Source organism: Kribbella sp. NPDC050124 (genome assembly GCF_044460355.1).
Classification (GTDB): domain Bacteria; phylum Actinomycetota; class Actinomycetes; order Propionibacteriales; family Kribbellaceae; genus Kribbella.
On record NZ_JBITJU010000022.1, the window covers coordinates 38,895 to 56,664 of the forward strand.

Annotated in this window: 10 protein-coding genes; 5 read left to right on the top strand and 5 right to left on the bottom strand. The window is 69.5% G+C overall.

What is annotated here, in order from left to right; all coding sequences use genetic code 11:
- Position 1 precedes the first annotated feature (1 nt).
- From ACIBL3_RS35820 to ACIBL3_RS35830, 3 genes are read left to right on the top strand one after another with little or no spacing between them, the layout of a single operon-like run.
- Positions 2–1,534, top strand: a complete 1,533-nt coding sequence (locus ACIBL3_RS35820; RefSeq protein ID WP_396358321.1) for an FAD-dependent monooxygenase — start codon at positions 2–4, stop codon at positions 1,532–1,534.
- Entirely contained in the window at positions 1,531–3,534 is a 2,004-nt protein-coding gene (locus tag ACIBL3_RS35825) for an acetate--CoA ligase family protein (protein ID WP_396358322.1), read from the top strand. Before ACIBL3_RS35820 ends, ACIBL3_RS35825 begins: the two co-directional genes overlap by 4 nt.
- A complete protein-coding gene (locus tag ACIBL3_RS35830; protein WP_396358323.1) occupies positions 3,534–5,186 on the top strand; it encodes a (2,3-dihydroxybenzoyl)adenylate synthase in 1,653 nt (550 codons plus the stop codon). Before ACIBL3_RS35825 ends, ACIBL3_RS35830 begins: the two co-directional genes overlap by 1 nt.
- Here the strand turns inward: ACIBL3_RS35830 and lysX are convergent.
- Positions 5,183–8,542, bottom strand: coding sequence for a bifunctional lysylphosphatidylglycerol synthetase/lysine--tRNA ligase LysX (gene lysX, locus ACIBL3_RS35835; protein WP_396358324.1), 3,360 nt, complete (start codon positions 8,540–8,542; stop codon positions 5,183–5,185). The two genes, ACIBL3_RS35830 and lysX, sit on opposite strands and share 4 nt — an antisense overlap.
- A 109-nt stretch (positions 8,543–8,651) precedes the next feature.
- Here lysX and ACIBL3_RS35840 point away from each other — a divergent pair, with 109 nt between their 5' ends.
- Entirely contained in the window at positions 8,652–9,326 is a 675-nt protein-coding gene (locus tag ACIBL3_RS35840; protein ID WP_396358325.1) for a DUF998 domain-containing protein, read from the top strand.
- Positions 9,323–10,072, top strand: coding sequence for an alpha/beta fold hydrolase (locus ACIBL3_RS35845; RefSeq protein WP_396358326.1), 750 nt, complete (start codon positions 9,323–9,325; stop codon positions 10,070–10,072). The genes ACIBL3_RS35840 and ACIBL3_RS35845 overlap by 4 nt, the downstream gene beginning before the upstream one ends.
- A 3-nt stretch (positions 10,073–10,075) precedes the next feature.
- On the opposite strand, the gene ACIBL3_RS35850 is transcribed toward ACIBL3_RS35845, so the two are convergent.
- From ACIBL3_RS35850 to ACIBL3_RS35865, 4 genes are all read right to left on the bottom strand, one after another.
- A complete protein-coding gene (locus ACIBL3_RS35850) occupies positions 10,076–11,305 on the bottom strand; it encodes an ROK family protein (protein ID WP_396358327.1) in 1,230 nt (409 codons plus the stop codon).
- A 180-nt stretch (positions 11,306–11,485) separates the two neighbouring features.
- Positions 11,486–14,410, bottom strand: coding sequence for an AAA family ATPase (locus tag ACIBL3_RS35855; protein WP_396358328.1), 2,925 nt, complete (start codon positions 14,408–14,410; stop codon positions 11,486–11,488).
- Between the two features lie 113 nt (positions 14,411–14,523).
- Entirely contained in the window at positions 14,524–14,739 is a 216-nt protein-coding gene (locus tag ACIBL3_RS35860; protein WP_396358329.1) for a hypothetical protein, read from the bottom strand.
- Positions 14,740–14,762: 23 nt separating this feature from the next.
- Positions 14,763–17,708: a type 2 lanthipeptide synthetase LanM family protein gene (locus tag ACIBL3_RS35865; protein ID WP_396358330.1), complete on the bottom strand. Its 2,946-nt coding sequence runs from the start codon at positions 17,706–17,708 to the stop codon at positions 14,763–14,765.
- Between the last annotated feature and the right edge of the window lie 62 nt (positions 17,709–17,770).

Consider the following 17,770-nt stretch of genomic DNA (forward strand, 5'->3'; position numbering starts at 1 on the left):
AATGCGGATCGCATGTGTCGGCGGCGGGCCGGGCGGGTTGTTCCTCGCCACCCTGGTGAAGGCGAGTGACCCGTCGGCCGAGGTGACCGTGTTCGAGCGCAACCGCGCGGACGACACGTTCGGCTTCGGGGTGGTGTTCTCCGACGCCACGCTGGCCGCCATCCACGCCGCTGACCCGGTGGTCCGCGACGCGCTCACGCAGTACGGCGTGCACTGGGACGCGATCGAGGTCCGCCTGAAGGGCGAGCGCTTCCGGTGTGGCGGGATGGGCATGGCGGCGATCGCCCGCAAGACGCTGCTCGCCGTACTGCAGCAGCGGGCTATCGATGTCGGGGTGACGCTGCGGTTCGAGACCGAGGTGGATCTGGACGACCTGACCGGCTACGACCTGGTGGTCGCGGCGGACGGCGCCAACTCACGGATCCGGGAGCGGCTCGCGGGCGTTCTCGAGCCGATGGTGGAGACGGCGGCAGCGAAGTTCATCTGGTTCGGTACGACGTACCACTTCGACGGACTCACCTTCGTCCACGAGCGCGGCGACGACGGTGTGTTCGCCGTACACGGGTATCCGATCAGCCCGGACGTGAGCACGTTCATCGTCGAGACGGATCGGGACTCCTGGCTGCGGGCCGGGCTGGACGAGTTCGACGTTTCGCAGCCGCCGGGGCCGAGCGATCTGAAGACCAAGGTGTACCTGGAGAAGTTGTTCGCCGAGCAGATCGACGGTCATCCGCTGCTGGTGAACAACTCGCGCTGGGGCAGCTTCCGGACCCGGCGGACCGGGCGCTGGTCGCACGGCAACGTCGTACTGCTCGGCGATGCCGCGCACACCGCGCACTTCTCGGTCGGCTCGGGGACCAAGATGGCGATGGAGGACGCGGTCGCGCTGGCTGCGGCTCTGACCTCGTATGACGACATCCCGGCTGCGCTGGCGGCGTACGAGGAAGCGGCGCGGCCGTCGGTGGAGAAGATCCAGGGGTCGGCGCGGCCGAGCCTGTCCTGGTGGGAGCACTTCGGGCGCTACCACGACACGCTCGAGCCGTGGCAGTTCGCCTTCCACTTCCTCACCCGCAGCATCAGCGGCGGGAAGCTGGCACGGCGCGATCCGGCCTTCGTCGCGGCGACGCGTACGGCGTGGCATGCGGAGAACGGTCCGGCTCCGCTGGACACGCCGTTCCGCTCGGGTGCGCTGTCGTTGCCCGGTCGGTGGGTGGACGTCGCGGACGTCGGTGACCGGGCCTTGTGGGTCGAGGCTCCGCCCGATGAGCAGGACCTGCCGGCTGCCCTGGCTTCGCTGCACTCCGGCGTACTGGCTGGGCCTGCGGTCGTGGCGGTGCACGGTGGCTCGCGGTTGACGCGGACTCTGCTGGCAGAGGAGTCACGGCTGGTGGCCGGGACGCCTGCGCTGGTGGTCGATGACGAGCTGACCCCGGACGAGGTGGAGACCCTCCTCCTCTCCGGGCGCGCCGATCTGGTGGGCCGGACCAGCGGCGGCGTCACCGGGGTCAGCCGCAACGTGGGAGGGAGTGCATGAGCGGGCTGGACGGGTTGTTCAGCCCTCGCGGGGTCGCAGTGATCGGCGCCTCGCGCAACCCGGCGAAGCTCGGCGCAGTGATGGCGCGCTCTCTCTCCACGTACGACGGACCGCTCGCGCTGGTGAACTCCCGGGACTCGCAGCTGCACGGCTCCGTCGCGGAAGCGGTCGACGTACTGGGCGCTCCGATCGACCTCGCTGTGGTCTGCGTCCCGGCACCGGCCAGTGCAGACGCCGTTGCGGAAGCAGCCAAGGCAGGCGCGAGCGCGGCCCTGGTGTGTGCCGGTGGGTTCGCCGAGGCTGGGCACCCCGAGTACCAGGATGCGTTGGCTGAGGTTGTCGACCGCTACGGCATCCGGCTGCTCGGGCCCAACACGTCCGGCTTCCTGGTGCCGTCGCGCAAGCTGACCGCCAGCTTCGTGCCGAGCGCTGCAATGGTGCCGTCCGGCGGAGTGGGCGTTGTCGCGGCGAGCGGTGGCGTCAACCACGCGCTGTCGTTCCTGTTGGCCGAAGCCGGGTACGGCGTCAGCGTGGCCGTCGGCCTGGGGAACGCGGTGGACGTCGACATGGTCGACGTACTCGAGTATCTGCTCGACGACCCGGCGACGACTGCTGTTGCCCTGCACATCGAGTCGGTGGCTCACGGGTCGCGACTCGCCAACGCCGTGGCGCGGCTGTCGGCGGTGAAGCCCGTGGTCGCGCTGGTTGTCGGGCGCAACGACGTGGGGGAGTTCGCGCAGTCGCACACGGGTGCGCTGGCCACCTCCTGGTGTACGACACGGGGCGTACTCCGGCAAGCCGGCGCGGTCCTGGTCGACGACGAACGCCAGCTGGTCGACGCGGTGGGTGCGTTGTCGCTGACCCGGCTGGCTCCGGCCGCTGACCCCGGCGTCGGCATCGTGACTGCCCAGGCAGGTCCCGGCCTGTTGTTGCTGGACGGGTTGCGGGAGTCCGGGATCCAGGTGCCTGTGCTGTCGGGCGCTGTGCGGGCGAGGCTTAGTGAACTGCTTCCACCGATGACCTACCAGGCGAACCCGGTCGACACGGGCCGACCTGCGCCGGGCTTCGGTGAGATCGTGTCGGTGGTCAGCGACGATCCTGCGGTCGAGCTGGTCGCTGTGTACGCGCTGTCGGAGCCGGACAGCCTGGACCTCGTGTGCGAGCTCTCCCAGTCACGTCCATCCGCCCCTACTGTGGTCGGCGTGGGCGGTTCCACCGCGGACGTCAGCGCAGTCCGGTCGGGCCTGAGCAGCCGTGGCTACCCAGCAGCCACCAGCCCGACCGCCCTCACGCATGCGATCCGAGCCCTGGTGGAAGACGCCAGGCTGGCGCACCGTCGCTGTGTGCCGGAACCCGTTGGTCGGGTTGCGGTACCACCTGGGCTGCTGGACGAGCACCAGGCCAAGTCCGTCCTGGACACGCTGGGCATTCGCACGCCTGCCCGCGTCGCGTGTGACTCCGCTGACGACGCGTACGCCGCCCTGGACCGCCTCGGTGGCCCGGTGGCGGTGAAGATCCTGGACGCGACGGTGCTGCACAAGACAGAGGTCGGCGGAGTCCACCTGGGGATCCGCAGCCACGCGGATCTCGCGGATGCACTGGACAAGCTTGGCGACCGGCGGCTGCTCGTCGAGGCGATGGCACCGGCTGGTGTCGACCTGATCGTCGGCGCCCGTCGGGACCCGGTGTTCGGGCCTGTCGTGCTGGTGGGGCTCGGCGGCACCACGGCGGAGGCTCTGGCCGATGTCGCCGTACGTGTGGCACCGCTGTCTGTCGCGGAAGCGTCGGCGATGCCAGACGAGCTGCTGGGACGTGCGTTGGTGGACGGCTGGCGTGGTGGACCGGTGCTGGACCGCTTGGAACTCGCACGGGTGGTGCGTGCGCTCGGTGCGGTCCTGCTGGCTGCACCGGAGGTCGACGAGATCGAGATCAATCCCCTCCGGCTGACCCGCGACGGTCTCGTCGCGTTGGACGCCGTGATCATGAGCAAGGAGCAGTGATGGTCAGTCCGATCGCCGATGGTGTCGTGACGTGGCCTGCTGAGGACGCGGCACGGTATGTCGCGGCCGGTTACTGGGAAGGGCGCAGTCTGCCGTTCCACCTCTGGCAGCAGGCGGACCGTACGCCGGACAAGGTCGCGCTGGTGGACGGTTCGGTCAGACTGACGTACGCCGAGCTGGTCGGTCGTGCCGATGGCGCTGCCATCAGGCTGCGGGAGTTGGGACTGCGTGCGGACGACCGGATCGTCGTACAGCTTCCGAACGGGTGGGAGTTCGTCGTCCTCACGCTGGCGTGTCTGCGGGCCGGCCTCGTACCGGTGATGGCGTTGCCTGGTCACCGGTATCACGAGCTGTCCTACCTGGCTGCGCACGCAGAGGCTGCGGCAATCGCCGTACCCGATGTACTGCGGGACTTCGACCACCAGGAGTTGGGGCACCGGCTCGTGGACGAGGTGCAGTCGCTGCAGCACGTGCTGGTCGCTGGTGACGACCTGCGCGGCGACAGTGTGGACCTGCGGTCGCTCTGCTCGGGTGTCGGCGTCTGGGACGGGTCAGAGCCGGACAGCCGGAGCGTGGCGGTGTTTCTGCTGTCCGGTGGTACGACGGGACTGCCGAAGCTGATCGCACGCACGCATGACGACTACACGTACAACGCCAAGCGCAGCGGTGAGGTGTCCGGTATGGATGCCTCGACGGTCTACCTGGTTTCGCTGCCGGCTGGGCACAACTTCCCACTCGCATGCCCCGGTCTACTGGGCGCACTGCTCGTCGGTGGGACTGTGGTGATGCTGCCGAGTCCGGAACCGCGCCGGGCCTTTGCCACGATCGCTGCCGAGGGTGTCACGCACACTGCGGTGGTGCCGGCGGTCGCGCAGCGGTGGCTGGACGACTACGCGGGTGAGGACCTGTCGTCTCTGCGGGTGCTGCAGGTCGGCGGAGCGCGGCTGGCCGACGAGGTGGCCCGGAAGATCAAGCCCGTACTCGGCTGCACGCTGCAGCAGGTGTTCGGCATGGCAGAAGGCCTGCTCAACTACACCAGGCTCGACGACCCCGAAGACATCATCTGCACCACCCAGGGCCGCCCGATGTGCCCCGACGACGAGGTACAGGTAGTCGACCCCTTCGACAACCCCGTCCCGCCCGGCGAACCAGGCTCCCTGCTGACCCGCGGCCCCTACACTCCTCGTGGCTACTACAAGGCCGAGCAGCAGAACGCCCGCGCCTTCACCCCCGACGGCTGGTACCGCAGCGGTGACATCTGCCGTATCGTTGCTAGCGGCAACCTGATCGTCGAGGGCCGCGACAAGGACATGATCAACCGAGCCGGCGAGAAAATCTCCGCCGAAGAGGTCGAGAACCTCACCTACGCCCTCCCCCAGGTCCAACAAGTAGCAGCCATCGCCATGCCCGACCCCCGCCTGGGCGAACGCGTCTGCGTCTACGTAGTCCCCCGCCCCAACACCACCCTCACCCTTACCGACGTCCGCGAGTCCATGGAAAATCTAGGCGTAGCCGCCTACAAACTCCCGGAACGCTTGGTCCTGGCGACGGAACTACCCACCACCAAGGTCGGAAAGATCGACAAGGCCGCCTTGCGGGCAGACATCGCGAGCCGCCTGGACGCTGAGCGCCAGATCACCGCCCCGAACTAGTCGCGCGCGGCGGGCCGGACGAACGGGAAGGCCAGGGTCGCGCGGATGTTCTGGCCGGTCAGCATCATCATGACGCGGTCCACGCCGATGCCGAGGCCGCCTGTCGGGGGCATCGCGTACTCCAGCGCAGACAGGAAGTCCTCGTCCAACGACATGGCTTCGGGGTCGCCGGCGGCGGCCTTCAGGGACTGGTCGGTGAGGCGGCGGCGTTGTTCGATCGGGTCGACGAGCTCGGAGTACGCCGTACCGATCTCGGCGCCGAAGGCGACCAGATCCCAGCGTTCGGCCAGCCGCGGTTCGGAGCGGTGGGTCCGGGTCAGCGGTGACGTCTCGAGCGGGAAGTCGGTGTAGAAGGTCGGCAGGGTCGTGGTCGGCTCGACGAGCTCGTCGTACAGCTCGAGGACCAGCTCCCCGGCGGTCAGCTCGAAGGTCGTGTGTACGCCGTGCGTCGCACACAACTCCCGCAGCTCCTCGACGGTGGTGTCCGCCGAGATCGACGTACCGGTGGCTCGCCCGACCGCGTCGTGGACGGTGATGACCGGCCACTCGCCGGAGATGTCGATCTCGCTGTCGGGCCGCTGCACCACCGGCTTGCCGAATACCGCGGTCGCGGTCTCGATCAGTAGCTCCCGGGTGAGCTCGCGCATCACGTGGTAGTCGGCGTACGGCTGGTACGCCTCGACCGAGGTGAACTCCGGGTTGTGGGTCGCGTCCGCACCCTCGTTGCGGAAGTTCCGGTTCAGCTCGAACACCCTGCCGAGCCCGCCGACGCTTAGCCGCTTGAGGAACAGCTCCGGCGCGATCCGCAGGAACAGCTCGGTGTCGTAGGCGTTGATGTGGGTCGCGAACGGCCGCGCGTTCGCCCCGCCGTGCACCGCCTGCAGCATCGGCGTCTCCACCTCGATGAACCCGCGCGCCTCGAAACCGTTGCGCAGGGCCCGTACGGCGGTACTGCGGTGCTGCATCATCCGCAACGAGTCCGGGTTCATCACCAGGTCGAGATGCCGTTGCCGGACCCGCGCCTCCGGGTCGGTGAACCCCATCCGCTTGTCCGGCAAGGGATGCAGGCACTTGGCCGCCATCAGCCAGCTCGTCACCGCGATCGACAGCTCGCCGCGACGACTCGTCACGACCTCACCGGTGATGCTGACGTGATCACCGATGTCCACCAGCCGTCCCCAGTGGTCGAGCGGAACGTCGCCGCACTCGTCCACGGCCAGCATCACCTGCAACTGCGAGAGCCCGTCCTGCAGTTGTGCGAACGACAGCCCGCCGTGGTTCCGCATCCGCGTCACCCGCCCGGTGACGGACACGGTCAGACCGGTGCGATGGTCGGCCGGCAGGTTCGGGTAAAGCGACCGGATCCGCTCCAGCGTCTCGGTGCGCGGCACGGTCACCGGATACGGATCGATGCCAGCAGCAACAAGCTCGGCGAGCTTCGTACGGCGGATCTGCTCTTGTTCTGTCAGCCTCCGGTCCGGCAACGCCGGCCGCAGCAACTCCTCCTCCTGCCCCCGTACGGCGACCGCGAAAGCGTCACCGTCCGCCGCCATGATCGCGTGCCGATCGACCGTCTCCACACTGTCGACCCGGGTCCACGGCCGAGGTGCCGGCAGGAACCCTTCAGCAGTCCCGGCCGCAAGCAGCACCTGGGCCAGTGACGCGCCGCGTGAGTAGCAGACCAGTCGCGGCGACCAGCGCGGCAGATACTTCTCGTTCGACTGGTACAGACTCTCGAGCTGCCAGAACCGGGATGCCGCCGTCAGCAACGCGTTGGTCAGCCGCAGCACCGGCCCGGCGCCGATCCGGTCGGCGTCGCTGAAGATCTCCCGGAACATCGCGAAGTTCAGCGAGATCCGGTGTACGCCGAGATCCCCGCACGCATCCACCAGCGACGTGACCATGAACTCCATCAGGCCGTTGACCGACTCGGGATCCCGCCGCATCAGGTCGAGCGAGACACCCCGCACCCCCCAAGGCACGAACGACAGCAGTCCGCGAACCGATCCGTCCGCGTCGCGCGCGATCACCATCACGCACCGCGCGTCGGCCGGATCGCCCAGCCGTCCGAGCGCCATCGAGAACCCACGCTCGGTCTGCGCTCCACGCCATTTCTCGGCGAGGCCGACGTACTCCGACAGCGCCTCCGGGGACAGGTCGCCGTGCCGGACCACCTCAGCGTGGTACCCCTCCCGCTGGACCCGCGTCACCGCCTGCCGGACCGGCCGCATCGTTCGGCCTTCGAGCGTGAAGTCGGCGACGTCGATGATCGCCTCGTCACCCATCGACAGCGCGCGCAATCCCGCGTCGACGTACGCGTGCGCCGCCTCCTCGCTCGCAGACAGTACGGCGGGGGACCAGCCGTACGTGCGTGCTTCGGCCAGCCACACCTTGATCGCGCCGGGCCAGTCGGCCGGATCGCCGAGTGGGTCGCCGCTGGCCAGGCTGACTCCGTTGACCACGCGATACGCGATCGCGGCGTCCTTGCTGGGGGAGAAGATGACGGCCTTGTCCCGGCGGGTGGCGAAGTACCCGAGTGAATCGCGTTCACCGTGCAGCAGAAGCAGCCGCCGTACGTCGAGCTCCTCGGGCTGGCTGAGATAGCGGACCCGGCGGACCGAGCGCAGGAAGATGGCGAACGCGATCACGAGCGAGGCGGCCGAGATGGCGCCGACGGTCAGGCCGATCCAGCCGTGGCCCTCGTGACCGCCCATCCGGCTGCGGGACTGGCCGAGGGCCGCGATGATCGCCCAGCCGACCTTCTCCCGCTGGCCCGTCAGGTCCTTCGGGAAGATCTGGGTCAGCGTGATGCTGACCGCGGCCGAGATCAGCAGGCCGATCAGCAGCGCGCCGATCGCCAGCCGCCGGGTACCAGGCGCCAGCCGGGCCGGGAATGCGCCGCGGATCTTCCACAGCAGCACGATGATCGCGACCACCACGACCAGTTGGGCGATGCCCCACTCCAGGTCCTGGACGGTGGCGGGTCCGAACTCCCGGAGCAGCTCGGCGTCGTTCGGGTTGGCCAGCCGGACGCTGGTGAAGGCGACCGCCGCGGTCTGCTCGATCAGCCAGAGGGCCTGGAACACCCACAGCACCCACAGCAGCGCGGCGCGTTTGCCGCGCAGCAAGGCGCTGCCGATGACAGCCAGGTAGACCGCGGAGAAGAACGTGTGTCCGGCCGGAATGCCGAAGAAGTCGAAGGCTTGGTCTACGCGCCGGACGTACGCCGGCGCGAACAGGTGCAGCGGGATCGCGATGAACGACCAGACCGAGGCGGCGACCACGACGCGGCCCACCCAGACGGCAGCACGATGCTGCCACTGCGGGACCACCACCTCTGCTTGAACCGGGCGCACCCAGCGATCATGCCACTAGTTTCAGGAACGGTCGGTGGACCTGGCACTACCGAGACGGTATAGCTGAGGCGACAGTCAACGCCTTGCTCGGTATGCGACGCTGGCGGGCATGGTGGCCGTCCCGTATCGCTTGATGCGCAACGTGATGATCGTCGCCGGCGTGCTCTACTGCAGCCTGTTGCTGGAGGCGATCGCCGGTTACCCGCTCGACGTCCGCACCTCGTTCCTGAGCGAGCTCGGCGCCCGCGACCAGCCGACCAGCCCGTACGCACGGGCGCTCGACCTCGGCGCCGGCGTACTCCTGCTGATCGCCGCCATCCTCGGCCGTCCGGCGGCGCGGATGCACCGCGACGTGGCGGGATTGCTGATCAGCGCGGCGGTTTTCGGCGCCGGCACGCTGTTCGACTCGTTCTCGCCGATGGACTGCGCACCGTCGCTGAGCGAGGCCTGCCGCGCCGCGGAGGCGAACGGTCAGGCCGGTACGGCGCTGCTGCTGCACGAGATGACGTCGACCATGGCCGGGATCGGCAGCGTTGCCATGGGCATCTTCGCTGTCCTGGTGCTGCGCCGCTCAGGCTGGGGTGGTGGGTGGGGCAGGCTGGTCGCCGTACTGGCCGCCGGTGTCGCGGTCACCCAGGCGTGGCTCGGCATCGAGACCGGCCTCGAGGTGCTGACCGGGAGTGATCTCCATCCGCCCGGCATCCTGCAGCGGGTCTCGGTGCTGCTGGTCTGCCTAATGATGGCGACATTGCTACCAGGGTTGAGGCAAGCTTTCTTGCGATGACAACAACCTGGGTCGTGCTGCCCGGCCTGGCCGAGACTCCGGAGGAGTTCGCCCGGGTCGTGGAGCTGTTGCCGGGGGAGGACCTCCGGGTGCTCGATCCATGGCGGACGCCGATCACGTCGAGTATCGACGAGCTGCGGACGGTGGCCGGCGTACCGGTTGACGCGGAGATCGGGCTGATCGGGCACTCCATCGGCGGACTCGCCGTACTGCGCTGGGCGCTGAGCCGGCCGCTCGAGGTGAGCCGGCTCGTGCTCGTCGACACCAGTCTGACCTCGGAGACCGGGCTGCGCTGGCTGTATCCGGGGACGCGGGGCGACCGGGTGGTGCGGGCGTTCCTGCGGTTGCTCGGGCGGGTCGGCGTACCGCAGCTGCTCGGTCCCGCGCTCCGGCGGCTGATCGTCCGGATCGGGAGTGCGTCGAACCGGGATCTGTTGTCCAAGGCAACCGCGCGGAAGCGGTACGGCGACGCGCTGTCCTGGCTGCTGTTCTGGGACGAGCTGGCGAACAGCTGGCAGCTCGCGGCCGACGTCGGCAAGCTGGTCGCCGGCCCGCTCGGCGAGATCGTGCCGACCACGCTCCTGGTCGCCACCGGCGGCAGCTCCCGCTTCACCGCAAACCGCTGGCTGGCCGCCCAGCAACGCCTCGCCAACACCCTCCACGCCACCGTCGAGGTCCTCCCCGACTCAGCCCACCTGGTGCACCTGGACCGCCCCGACGCCATCGCCGACGCCGTCCGCCGGTAACTCCTAGGCCGTGCTCGTGAGGGCAGGCGTGGGGAGTTTGCGTTGCCAGACTTCGTCGAGGGCCATGCGCATGGCGCCGGTGACTACTGCGTCTTCGGCTAGGGCGGAGAGCTCCAGCTTGGGGTGGTTCAGAGTGAGGACGCGTAGCTGGTCGGAGATGGCGTCGAGGAGTACGGCGCCTGCGCGGGCTACACCGCCACCGATGACCACAGCGGTCGGGTCCAGCACGAGTACGGCGGGGGCCAACGCGCGGGCGAAGTCCCGGGCGACCTGCTGTACGACGGCCTGCGCCACCGGGTCACGCTCTGCTGCAGCTGCGAACACGTCGGCAGTGTCCAGCTGCTCACCGCCCAGCTCGGCCAGTCGCGAGTCGGGGTTGTCCAGCGCAGCCTGACGCCCCAGTGCAGCGATCGCCTCCGAGCCGACTGCACGCTCCAGCGGTCCGCGGCTGTCCTCGGGGTTGATCACGTCGTCCGGCGCGGTGGCGATGAACCCGATCTCACCCGCAGCGCCGGTGCCCCGGTGCAGCCGTCCGTCGATCACGATGCCGGCGCCGAGCCGCTCGCCCCACTGCACGGCGAGTAGCGTGCCCGTGCCACCGCGAGCGGCAGCAATGGCCAGCGCGGCCAGGTTGGCGTCGTTGTCGAGCATCACCGGGCAGTCGAGCAGACTGCGCACGTGCTTGGTCAGGTCGACGGCGGACCAGCCCGGCACACTCGGGACCAGCTGAACCCGGCCGGTGTGCTCGTCCACGATGCCGGGGCTCGCAGCCACAGCGGCAGCGATGTCCTCGGCCGGCACCTCGGCCTCCGCGAGCGCCTCGGTGATGACTTCGCTGATGACCCCGAGCAGCTCCTGCGCAGTCCACCCAGGACCGGACCGGCGGACCAGCGCGAGCTTGCGGCCCGCCAGATCGGAGACACCCACAGTCACCCGGTGCGGACCGACATCCAGGCCGAGCACCGGCGCGGCGCGACCACGCAGTGAGACGCGGATGGCCGGGCGGCCGAGTGAGCGGTCCGCCGAGTCCGGCCCGTGCTGCTGCAGCCACCCGGCGTCCAGCAGCTCGTCGACGGCCTGGGCCACGGTCGGTCTGGCCAGACCGGTCCGCTCGACCAGTTCGGCGACGCGCAGCGGTGCGGGCGCGGAGCGGCGTACCGCGTCCAGTACTGCCGCGACGTTGATTCGTCGCAGCATCGTCGTACCGCCGCCGCCGACCGTTCCCTTGCTCATGTCCGACCCCTTGCCTGCCACTCGCCCATCCTATATAGAAAGCGAGCGTTCATAAATTACCGTGCCGTGCTGTCCCGTGCCGCGCCGACGGGCGGTCGCCGAATGCGTGAGTCGACAAGTATCACTCTCCGGCCTTCCCCGTCTCCCAGCACACGCACCAGAACCGGAATCGGACACGTCCTAGTCCTGGACAACCGTCCGGGCGAAACTGCTCAGTGCCTCCCGGTCCGGTTGCTGGGTCTTGGTCATCAGGCTGGCGACATGCTTCTCCACGGTCCGGGGCGAGATGTGCAGCCGGGACGCGATCGACTTGTTCCCGATCCGGTCCACCAGCAGCCGGCAGACCTCGTACTCACGGCCGGTGATGCCGAGCTGACGCAGATGCGCCGGCACCTGCTCGATCCCGCTCCGGCGCTGTGACACCGTCGCCCCGAGCTGGCGCAGCAGGCTGCGGCACGAGCTCGCCACCGCCGGGATCTCCGCGTTGTGGAAGTAGTCCTCGGCCTGTCGCAGCCATGCGACCGGATCGCCCCAGCCGTCGGCATGGGCCGGTTCGGCGACCAGCCGCAGACCCAGGTGCCGCGCCATCGGGTAGATCGACGCGGTCTCCAGGGCCTCTGCCACCTTGGCGTTCGCCGCGTCGAACTGACCGTCCCGACCGAGCAGTATGGCGTGCGCCCACTGGACGAACTGCTTGTTCCACCGCATGCCACTGGCCGCCGCGGCTGTGATCGCCTCGAAGTGCGCCCAGCTGTTGCGTCCAGACAGTACGCCGAGCAGCAGCCCCAGCCCGTACTTGCCCGAGGTATGCAGGGTGGTCGGGTTCTGCGCGTCGTACGCGAGGGCCTGGGCCATCTCGGAGTCGGCCAGCTCCCGGTTCTCCTCCAGCAGCGCGCAGAAGGTGCGCGCCAGCCCGTAGGAGTACGGCAGCTCGTACGACGCCCGCTCGCCACCCCAGTTGGCGGCCTCGGCCAGCGTCTCCTCCATCGCCGTACGGCGGCCGCGGTGGGCCTCCAGGATGGCTTTGGTGGACAGGAAGTACGTCGCCGAGCGGCCGAGCCGGAGTCGCCGGGTGACCTCCAGGCACTCGTCGATGATGACCTGGGCCTTGTCGTACTCGGACCGCAGGATCGCCTGCTGGCCGAGGATCCCGTCCACCTCGTACGCGAGCGGGATGGCGCCGATCCGCAGTGCCTGCTGCCGGGCCCGTTCGAGCTCGACGATGCTGCCGCCGGCCAGGCAGATCGTGCCGGCCTGGAAGATGTGCGAGCAGATCCGCTGGAAGGTCATGTTGTGCTCTTCGGCCACCAGCCGGGCGCGGTGGAAGTAGTCGATCGACCGGTCGAGGTCGTGTTCGCGGGACAGGATGCCGAGCAGTTGCAGCGCGTCGCAGGCGACCGCGGGCAGCTGGGCGCGTTCGGCTGCCGCGGCGGCGCGGGTGGCCAGCTCGCTCGCGGCCTTCAGCCGGCCGGGACTCGGCCGGGCCAGCTCGAGATGGGCGGCGATCGCGTCGACCGGCGCGAGGTCGGCGTCGCCGGCGTCGATGCCGAGCAGCGACCGTGCGGTCGCCACCTGGGTCAGTGCGGCCGACCAGCGGCCGGCCATGTGCTCGAGGTTCGCCAGTTGCACGTGCAGGGCGGCGACCTTGCGGCTGTCCAGGTTGCGGTCGGCCATCTCCTCGATCGTCGCCCCGTGCTCCGTGCTGTTCTCGAACTGGCCGGTCTCACTCAGTGCGATCAGCAACGACCCGAGCACGTCGGCCCGGTAGCTGATGTCGGAATCCCCGGCCAGCAAGGCGATCGCGCGCTCCAGCAGCTTCACCGCCGACCCCATCGACCCCTCGTCGAACGAGCGGCGCCCGGCCATGGCGAACAGCCGGCCGGCCCGTGCCAGGTCGCCACCGGTCTCGGCCAGCTCGGCGACCATCTGGCACCACTCACCCGGCAGCCCAGGGTGCAGTGCCTCGATCGCGTCCGCACACCGTCGGGCGAGCGTTGACCGTTCGGTCGGAGTGAGACCGGCCAGCAACGCGTCTGCGGTCAGTGGATGCCGGAACGCGTACCAGTCCGGCACCGGCTCGTCCGGTCCGACCAGCTGCGCCGCAAGCCCCGCCCGCAAAGTGGCCAGCAGCAACCGCTCGTCAGTCCCGGTTGCTTTGCGTACGACGCTCAACGGGAACCGGTGACCGATGACAGCCGCCAGGACCAGCAGGTCGCGCGACTGTGGTCCGAGCTGGTCGGTCCGGCTACTGATGCTGCGGACAACCGCTGCTGGAACGTTCGACTGCAGGCCGTCGACGACCTGCACGCTGCCGTCGGCCCTGGACAGCAACTGTCCGGACCTGCTCGCTTCCTGCAGCAGTTCCTCGACGATGAAGGGGATGCCGGCACTGTCCCGCCACAGTTGGTCGATCAGTGCATCGGGTACGCCGCTCGGCGGGACCTCCAGGCAGTCGGAGGCCAACTCACCTACTTCTGCCCGGTCCAGCGGCTGCAGCTCGATCAGGCTGGCCGAGCCGCGTTGGGCGGACAGTCTGGCGAGCTCGTACGCCGGACAGGTCTCGGGGCGCAGTGTGGCGACCAGTGTGATCGGCTGGTCCTCCAGGTTGTCCAGCAGGTACTCGACCACTGCGAGTGTCTCCGGGTCGGACCCGTGCAGGTCCTCCAGGACGAGCAGGCAACCACGGTCCTTGCCGACCAGTGCGAGCAGTCTCAGGACAGCTTCACCTAGGACGACGGTCGACGTTGCGGTGTCGTGCGCCGTACCGTCGTCCCAGTCCGGCACGAGGCGGCCGAGCACCTGCCGGTACGGACCGAGCCCGTCGGCGTCGGGCATCTCGCCGCGGCGGATGAGTGACAGCAGTGCCTCGGTGAACGGGCGGAACGCCACCATCGTGCCGATGGCTCCGACCCGCCCGCGCAACGTCGCCATGCCGGTGTCGAGTGCGTGCGCCGTACCCACTCCGGCCAGCCGGCTCTTGCCGATCCCGGGCTCGCCGACCAGGAAGATCGCACCCCCGTGACCGGTGCGGGTCTCGGCCAGCCGACGGTGGAGCTGATCGATCTCCCGGTCTCTGCCGACCACTCTGGGTGCGCGGGTCTGCATGCTTGCCAACTCTAACGACGTATTGCTGCCACCGCAGCGAATCGGCAGCGCCGACCGGCCACCCCCCAGGGGACCGGTCGGCGCTGTCCGATAATCGCTTGGTCGGTCAGCGGCTAGATCGTCGGCCAGGTGCTGTCGACCACGTTCGCTGCGGCTGCGGCTGCGAACGCGCTCAGGCCGACGGTGCCCACCAGGGCCATCGCCCGGGCGCCGACCTTGGAGCGCTTCGGCAACATGATCGGACCGAGCGGGTCGGTGCCGTCCTGGACCGGCTGCTGGACGTCTGGCTGCTCTGCGTGGTTCTTCGGAGTGTGGTGCTGGGCGGTCATGCTGTATCCCCTCGACTGATGGGTCAGCGCTGTGATGGATGCGTCGACCCGGCGGTTGGTTCGAGCAGCAGGACGGACGGAACGCGTTCTGCGAACGCCAGCCGGAGCAGTCCGTAGCCGATTCCCGCCAGACCGGTCAGCAGGCCTGGAGACGGAACCGACCGCGGTGTCCCGCACTGTGGTCCGTACTGCTGTACTGCCGCGAGCACCAGCCCGGTCCGGCGGCGCCGGACTACCTCAACGGCTGCGTGGTCGCGTTCGGCGAGCCACACGAGTGGCTCCACCGCGCCGAGCTCGCCGTGACACAAACTCAGGTCGGCGAGCACCGGACGTTCGGCTGCGGTCCTCAGGTAGCCGTCGAGGTCCGCGGGTACTCCGGCGGACAGCCGGGACAGCGCGGTCCCGGCGTCCCCCGAGCACCAGCCATGGCCACCAGGGCGCTCTCGCCGGTCCAGATCGGCCGCCGCGCGCGCGACGTCCGTGTACCTGTCTCCAGGTACGCCGTACCGGCCGAGAGCCCATGCGATGCCCTGGTAGCCCCGAGCAAAGCCGTGGTCCGCTGCTACTCGGCCACGGCGGAGCCCGAGCTCCACTGTGTCGACGAGTTCCTCGGCGTAGTGCTTGGCCAGCCGGGTGGCCGCCGGGAACCCTTGGATCGCCTGCATGGCGGCGAGTCCGCCGGCCGCACCCTCGGCGTACGAGGGGAACTCGTCGGGCTGCAGCTTCTCGCTGAGCTCGAGCGATGCGGTCAGCCAGGATGTGATGTCGGAGTCGTCGAGCAGGTCGCGCAGGCGGGCGAGGCCGTAGCTGATGCCGCCCAGCCCGTGCAGGCCCGGACCGACCAGTTGCGCGGACTCCGGGTCCGCTGCGAGGGCCTCGAGCAGCGCGGGGATCGGGCGGATCGCGTCGCGGGCGAGCTCGCAGTACTTGCCGGCTCCGGTGAGCACGCCGACCTGGGCGAGGAAGAGCGCCGTACCGGTGTAGCCGTTGGAAAGCCCTGCTCCCATTGGCCTGACGGCCCAGTGGTGGTCGTCGAGGAGCTCGAGGCCGAGCCAGTTGGCCGCACCGCCCGAATCGCTGTGGGCCTGCGCCATGATCTCGTCGGCGATGTCCGTTGCGGCGGCGAGCAGGTGGTCCGGGTCCGCCTCAGTGGCGTCAACGCCTGGTAGCGCGGCGGTGCTCGAGTGCACGATCGGCTCGGGCCTGGTCGCGAGCGTTGCGGAGATCACCCACTTCTGCCGGTGCTCGTCGATGTCGCCGAGACCGGCGATCTTCGCCTCGACCGCGGCGAGGCCCTCGGTGGCCAGCACGTTCGGGACACGGGTGCCGTCCGACGCCCAGACGTCACGGCTGTCCGGGCGCGCAGTGAACAGCGGTACGTCGCCCGCCCACAGGTCGGCCAGTTCGTACGGCACCACGACGTGCAGGCCCTCGTCGGCGTCCCACAACAGGTCGAGCAGTTGGCTGCGACCGGCGGCGTTCCGGAGTGCGTCCGGATGCGTCGCCTCGTCCAGGAGTCCGGTGTAGAGGCTGGTGCTGCGCGGCACGAAGCGGATCTGGTCCGACGCACAACGCGCCAGGAACCCGTCTGCTCCGATCAGCTCCTCACGGTGCCGGGAAATCGCCTCGTACGCGGCCTGGAACCCTGTGAGTACAGCGACTTCGTGGTCTCGCGGCTCGATGTCGGCGCCGTCCAGCCGTGGCCGGTTCCGCGCGCCGTGGGTCGTCCCGGGGCGCCTGACGAGGTGCATCGAGTCCGTGCCTGCGTCGGCCCAGTCGACGACGCTCGTTGGTGCGGTCGCGCCGGCGTCGCCGCCCAGTCCCGACATGTCCGCCACACCGTGCTCACCACTGACCAACAGCGGCAGCAACGCAGTGCGGTAGACCGAGCTCAGCAGTGCGCGGTACGCCGGGTCGCGGCTGAGTGCGCCTGTCGGTGCGTGGCTCGGGTGGAACAGGGTCTCGACGTCGACGAGAGCCGGCTGCTCGCCGACGGCGATCAGGTTCTCGTAGTGCATGTCCGTGCCGTCCAGCACGTACAGCAAGGCAAGCAACGCGCCTTGCCGGTGGTAGAAGCGACGTACGTCGGCCAGGTCGCGACAAGGCTGGTGTACGACGTACTCCGACCATCCGAAGCCGTCGCGGGGGAGCAAGGAGACCGTGTGGATGTCCAGCCCGGTCTTGTCGTTCAGCCAGTGGACCAACTCGTTGAAGTGGCTGTGCAGGTCGAGTGACCGCGGCTTGTAAACAACACGTCGCCCGTCCGCAAAGGTCAGTGTGGCCGTGGACCGCCCGCCCCGGTGAGGATCACCCGCGGGGTCGATGTCGGTCAGAGCACCGGGATCACGGCCGTCCAGCAACCCCGTGACCAGCGACTCACGGTCCTCGGCGAGTCGTGCGAGCAGTTCGAGGTGACCCTCGACGCCCTGCCGGCACGACTCGCCCAGGACCCGGGCCAGCACCGGGTATGCGGCCAGGAACTCCGCCAGCTCGCTCCCTCCCACGAGCCGGCGGGTGAAGTCCAGGAAACGTTCTGCCGGAGTGTCACCGGCCAGCTCGCCACGGTCACGGGCACGGGCGAGTTCCAGCACCAAGGTGCGCGAGGCAAGCTTCACCAGCCGCAGTCCCAACCGGTGCAGGAGCTGCTCCGCCAGTACGCCGGTGTGCCCGGCGGCAGCGAGGTCGCGACGCGCGGAGTCGAGCAGGGGCTCAAGGCAACGTACAAGCGCCTGCCGCCAGTCGGCGAGCCCACCCGACGCCCCGTCAGCCCCACCTGATGTGTGGCCGCCGATGGCATCGGTCCCTGCGGGGCTGCGACCGGCGGCAGGCGCGGTCTGGGTGGTGCTGCGCTCGACATACTCGGCCCAGGCGGGGGCAGAGGTGGTCAGCTCGTGCGGGCGCATGCCCGCGGACCACCAGGCTTTACGCTGGTCGATCCGGGCCGGCCCGGCAGTCGCTGAGTTGAGCACGCGGACAGGCTGCCACCGGCAACCATCCCCAGACATGGGTATCCGGCCCCCATATTTCGCCG